4 protein-coding genes are annotated in these 5,347 nt (G+C 58.9%); 1 reads left to right on the forward strand and 3 read right to left on the reverse strand.

The features are described 5' to 3' along the window. Positions 1-66 precede the first annotated feature (66 nt). From J8I87_RS43160 to J8I87_RS43170, 3 genes are read right to left on the reverse strand one after another with little or no spacing between them, the layout of a single operon-like run. Positions 67-1,302 carry an acetyl-CoA carboxylase biotin carboxylase subunit family protein gene (locus tag J8I87_RS43160; protein ID WP_313068263.1) on the reverse strand — a complete coding sequence of 412 codons (1,236 nt, stop codon included), beginning with the start codon at positions 1,300-1,302 and terminating at the stop codon, positions 67-69. Positions 1,303-1,353: 51 nt separating this feature from the next. After that, positions 1,354-2,589 carry an ATP-grasp domain-containing protein gene (locus tag J8I87_RS43165; protein WP_209938719.1) on the reverse strand — a complete coding sequence of 412 codons (1,236 nt, stop codon included), beginning with the start codon at positions 2,587-2,589 and terminating at the stop codon, positions 1,354-1,356. A gap of 10 nt (positions 2,590-2,599) precedes the next feature. Further along, the gene (locus tag J8I87_RS43170; protein ID WP_015004753.1) at positions 2,600-3,298 is read right to left on the reverse strand and encodes a hypothetical protein; all 699 of its coding nucleotides are present in this window, start codon (positions 3,296-3,298) and stop codon (positions 2,600-2,602) included. A 596-nt stretch (positions 3,299-3,894) separates the two neighbouring features. Here J8I87_RS43170 and J8I87_RS43175 point away from each other — a divergent pair. Next, positions 3,895-4,791, forward strand: a complete 897-nt coding sequence (locus J8I87_RS43175) for a LysR family transcriptional regulator (RefSeq protein WP_209938720.1) — start codon at positions 3,895-3,897, stop codon at positions 4,789-4,791. Positions 4,792-5,347: the final 556 nt, after the last annotated feature.

Genomic DNA, 5,347 nt, shown 5'->3' on the forward strand with positions numbered 1-5,347 from the left:
CGCCTCAAGGGTTCGCTACGCCGGGCTCACGCCCGCCCTTGACCCGCGAAACCACCCACTCGGATTTCAAAAGAGGCCTTTTTCAAAGGTCGCGAGTGTCGCGACCTCCGCGAGTGTGAAGCGAAAATCCCGCAACGTCGCGTAAATTGCCACGGCGATTTCGTGTTCTGATGCACCCCGGTAGCGAAAGCGCGCGAGGATCGTATCGTAGCCGCCAGCGCCGTCGAAGACATGATGTTGTTTTGGCAAGACGGTTTCATAGAGCGCCGCGATTCCTTGCGGCAATTGCGCACCGACGAACACCTTGCCGACTGGCTCCGGCAGCATCAGGAATCCGCCGCGCGCGCGCAACGTCGATGCGGCGAACGCGGCTCGCGTTTGCTCCGTGAAACATGCCTCGTCACCTGACTGCTGCGCGACCCACAAGGCGAACAGGTCAATACCGTACAGATCGCGAAACAGGAAAGGGATCTCCCCCCCGCCCACGCGCGCACCGATCTCGAGGAAGTACAGGGCGTCGGGGCCTCGAATGATCTCAAGATGGAACGGTCCATTGACCAACGCGAGCGCACGCAGGCTGGCATCTGCAAACGCGAGCAGCGCATCATTCAGCGGCCCGGGATCAAGCATTACGGAGCCGAGTGGTTTGCCCTGCGCGAACTCGAGGCAAGTGTTGATATAGCGGGACGCGCGCGCGATCACAAATGCACCGTCAACAACGAAGCCGTCAACGTGATAGATCGTTCCTTCGATGTACTCCTCGCATTCGTACTCAACGAGCGGTAGAGTCGGCAACAGTGCATTGAACTGCGCCTCCGTGTCGACGCGCCGTACACCTACGCTTGCGGCACCGGTGCGCGGCTTTACGATGAGCGGAAAACGCATTGTATCGATCGGCTCCGGATCGGGAGAGGTCGGATTTTCCAGCGCTGCGAAGCGCGGCGCACGCAGGCCGGCTGTCACGACGGCGTACTTCATGACCGCCTTGTCGCGAAACCGGACGACTGCGTCAGGCAGGTCACCAGGGATACTGAACGAATTGCGGAGCCGCGCGGCCGCCATCAGGTCGAATTCGGACAGCGCGACGAGCCTGTCGATGCCGCCCAGTGCTGAGCTGCAGGCGCGCACGGCCGCGTGCAGCGCATCTTCATCGCCGAAATCGGGTAGCTGTTCAATGTGAATGATGCGCGACGCGCGCAGTGCTGCCGCAGCGTGTGGCGTGCAGACGTATGCCACGTCGTGCACGGCATGGTCGATATAGCGATGGTAGGCGGCGAAGTCGTCGGACCAACGATTAAGCACAACGATGCGTCTACTCTTGGAAGACAGGCTGATTGTCATGTCGAGAAATTTTCAGATATCGTCAAGGGTGCGATTAAATCTGAGAGCGCTTTGCGCCTCGGCGAGACGCAAATCAAGCGTCGGGCGATCGCCAGCGGTAAACAGCAGATGTCCGGCGCGGCCACGAAAATCCGTCGGGTGTGGCACGGCACCGCCGATGTGCGAATAGACCTCGATCTCCTCGAAGCCGGGCATTGCGCGCACGCGTTCGACCGCGGCGGCGCTGGCGAAGCGGCCCGTTACAGGTGCGAGGAACCGCACACCGCTCGCGCACGTCGTGACCTCTGTGTCATAGCCGGGCGCCGGATTGGCGTCGCCGAGATGGCTGCGTATCATCACTTCCGGCAACGAGAGTGACTTGCTGAGTTCAACTAGACGGTAGATGCGGTCTCCTCCGAGCCGCGCGGCGATCTCGATTAGCACCGGACCGTCACGTGTGATGCGGGCCTCCGCATGGAAGACGCCGAGTGTAAGGCCGATTCGTGCTGTGATTTTTTCGATGTATGCGACCAGTGCCGCTCGGTGCTCTGGCGTCAGCGCCGCTTCAACTGTGTGTCCCATCTCGACGAAATACGGCTCGGCGCTCAGCAGCTTTTCGGTTACAGCGACAACACGCGGCCCGAGCCCGTCGATGTAACCTTCAATGCTATACTCCGGACCCTCGAGATATTGCTCAAGCAGCAAAACGTTGCCAATCTTGCGGCCCATGTCTACAACGCCTTGGTGCATGGCGCGCTCGACCGCGAACTGTAGCTCGGCAAGCGAGTTGACGCGCGTCACCAGTTGGCTACCGCAGCCGTCCACAGGCTTGAGAACGGCTGGGAAGCCGACCTGCGACGCGGCCGTCAGGATGTCGCGGGGATCTGCGATTTGAGCGAACTGTGGCACCGCCAGTCCCATAGTTGCGAGGTGCAAGCGGCTGTGGTACTTGTCTTGAGTTAGCGCTGCCGCTTCAGGCGGCAAATGGGGAAGACCGAGCCGGGCCGCCGCTTGCGCGGCTACGCCGACTGTGTATTCGAACCCGGGCACGATTGCGTCGACGCGCATGGCGCGCGCAGTTGCGGCGACCGCGTCTGGGGAAGCGGTGTCCACCACGGTGAACGATGCGGCGGCGTTGCGAAGTGCAGGCAGAACGACGCGCTCGTCACGGTTGGCAGAAAACACATGTGCGGCGACACCGAGGCGCGCAGCAGCGGCGATAAGCGACGCGCCCGACGACGCCGGTTCAATTACGATGACGGCGGTCATAGGATGCTCCTTATTTGGCAACCGGTTCGGCTTGAGGCACTGTTGTCACCAGTAATTCGTCGAAGTATTCGTGGATCAGCTCGACGAAGTGGCACAGATAGGTCTCCGCTTTTTCCGTTCCGCCCCAGTTGTCGATTGCCCGCTGCAGGGCGACCCACATCCGCTCATTGTGATCGCGCGATTCGTCGTAGTGAATGTGGCCGAGCGAACCCCTCACATAATCGTGTCCGAACGCGCGCGCCGCAGCTTCAGTGATGACCTTGTTGTAGCGATCCGAATACCATTCGACAAACCAATTCCACACCATCGTCGGCAGTGGCCCGTCGCGGCCGATGCTCAGATAGAGGTAGCCAATTAATTTGTCGGTGCTGTGAAAGGGCGCGGTGCGGTCGACGTCGGTTGCGGAGAGGCCGAATTTCTCAATGTCACGCAAGAATAGCCCATCGTGCCCGTATTCTTCTGCGAGGTATCGCGCGAGAAACTGTGCGAGCACGTTGTCCTTGTAGCTGATTTTGTAAAGTGCGAATGCGTCGACTTCGTTGTTGAGCCGGATTCGCAACACGGTTTCGACGAGATGCCGGCGATAGTATTCACTGTCGATCCAATCTCCACGATGGAACGCAGCTGTTTCCGGCGAAGTGGCAAAAATCCGCTTCATCGCCTGCTCAGCGACTTGCTCTAGATGAACGCGATCGTTGCTTGTTGACATATAACCCTCCAAGTAAAATAGAAGAAACAAGAACGGAGAAAACAGCGCTGTGGCCACTCTTTATTCACTGGCTGGAAGAGCCAAAAGACATCGGGTGATTTTTGAGCAAGGCAATATGTAGCTCGGGACTTAAGAGGCTACTTGTTCTCTGGAGTTAGGCAGACCGCAGTCGTTGTGTGGTGAGACGCAAGACTTTCAAATACTTCTCGATGATGTTTGATTAGATTAGAACCGACTTGCCCGGGTCTTCCTGCTAATAGCTCGGCCACACGCAGAACTCCTTCTAGATTGGCGGCCGCATGATGGCACCAGCACTAACGCCTCGGAGCGTACCCGCAGCCAAGTTGTGCGAATCGTGCCGTATGCCCTTTTGAATGGCAATGGTGCAGTCTTTGGCCAACCCCTGCGGGCGGACGTGGCAGCGGACATCGGCGCGATGGCGCAATTGGGCGCGAGACCGAAGTGGTCGCTCTCGACTTGTTTTGCGTTCAAATTCTCGCTCGCGCGTGTTCTCCGCTTGAGTGAGGGAAGGATACTAACCCCAAGTGTATGCGTGGTATAAGCTGATAATCTTTATGTCTGCATGAGGGAAATTGATGATTCGCGATCTCGACAGCACGCTGCTGCGTACGTTCGTGACGGTGGTTGAGGCTGGCAGCGTGAGTAACGCTGCAATGGCACTTCATCGCACTCAGGCTGCCGTCAGCATGGCTCTTCGTCGTCTTGAAGACGAAGTCGGCCAACGCCTGCTCGAACGTTCGCCGCGTGGCGTGAAGCCGACTTCGGCGGGCAGTGTGCTGCTACCATATGCGCAGAAGTTGCTCGAAATTGGGCTTGCCGCCCGCTCCGCACTCAATGCAGGCGACGTTTCAGGTACCGTCAGGATTGGCATTCTGGAAGACGTCGCAATGAGTCACCTCCGCCATGCGCTCAGGCAGTTCTCGGCATCGTTTCCAGACGTCGCACTGGAGATCGTCGTCGACGCCAGCCCTGCGTTATCCCAGCGGCTCGCAACCAACACGCTGGATTTTGCGATTGGAGATCCAGCGCTGATTCACGCCGAGCCGCTCGTTACCTGGCGGCATCCGCTTCGCTGGGCCGCCGCACGCACGAGAAACGCTGACCTGCGAGGTGGACCTCTGCCCATCGTCGCATTTGGCGGAACATGTCGATGGCAGGAGAACTTCTTTGCGACATTGCTTGAGGCCGGCATCGCGTGGCGCGTCGCCTGCACAAGCACCAGTCTGTCCGCGATCCAGTCGGCCGTTGAGGCCGGGCTCGGAATTGCCGTGCTACTCGATTGGCATGTGCGCCGCGATACGATGCGGGCAATCGATCCGTGTTCTGCCGGGCTGCCTATGCCGCCCGTCGCGGAGTTCGGCCTGTTTAGTCCCGCGAATGCACACGACAGCACGTCCGCAGCAACGGCACTGCAGCGCTTCCTCTTTCGCGCGTTGCAATTGGGATCCACAGACGACGGCGCACTCAACTAAGGGCGTACCGGCATGCCGCTACGCAGGCTTCCATGTTATCCGCGTCTTCCGGCGGGCTGCGTCGGACGGGGCAAGCTTTCGACGTAACAGAACTCGCGGTATATGCGCGAGACAAATGCGCCGGGCTGCCACCGTCCAGGCGCAGGGGGAATCTCTGGGGGCAACGGCGATATTCCAGCAAGCCGGTGAATGAAGCTTGACAAATGTCATTGAAAAATCTAGTCGGAGATGCAATCAGATTTCCTTCCCTCAAGCAGGTCGTTCGTGTTATTCGTGCATTCGAACAGTAAGCGGATGCTCGATTGGTCGATTCATACGCTCAAGGCCGACTGCGTGCCGGGCGCAGTGCTTGAGAGATGACCTGTTGCAGAAGAAATGAGCGAGGCGAGGCGTAGTTCTCATAACATGGCGTCACACTCGTATGTCGTGTTCCGGCTAAACATGGCCCCCGTCCAGTTTGTATCGAGCTTCGGTGCAAGTTACTGACGTGTGCACCAAATAGTGCGTGATGCGTTATACGAGCATGAAGAGAAAAAACGATGCCCGAAAGTTGGAT

The sequence above is a fragment of the Paraburkholderia sp. LEh10 genome (assembly GCF_017814945.1).
Classification (GTDB): Bacteria; Pseudomonadota; Gammaproteobacteria; order Burkholderiales; family Burkholderiaceae; genus Paraburkholderia.

Coding starts and splice junctions, on each gene's coding strand:
- J8I87_RS43165 (WP_209938719.1), bottom strand. CDS start 2,589: ATGACCGCCGTCATCGTAATTGAACCGGCGTCGTCGGGCGCGTCGCTT.
- J8I87_RS43170 (WP_015004753.1), bottom strand. CDS start 3,298: ATGTCAACAAGCAACGATCGCGTTCATCTAGAGCAAGTCGCTGAGCAG.
- J8I87_RS43175 (WP_209938720.1), top strand. CDS start 3,895: ATGATTCGCGATCTCGACAGCACGCTGCTGCGTACGTTCGTGACGGTG.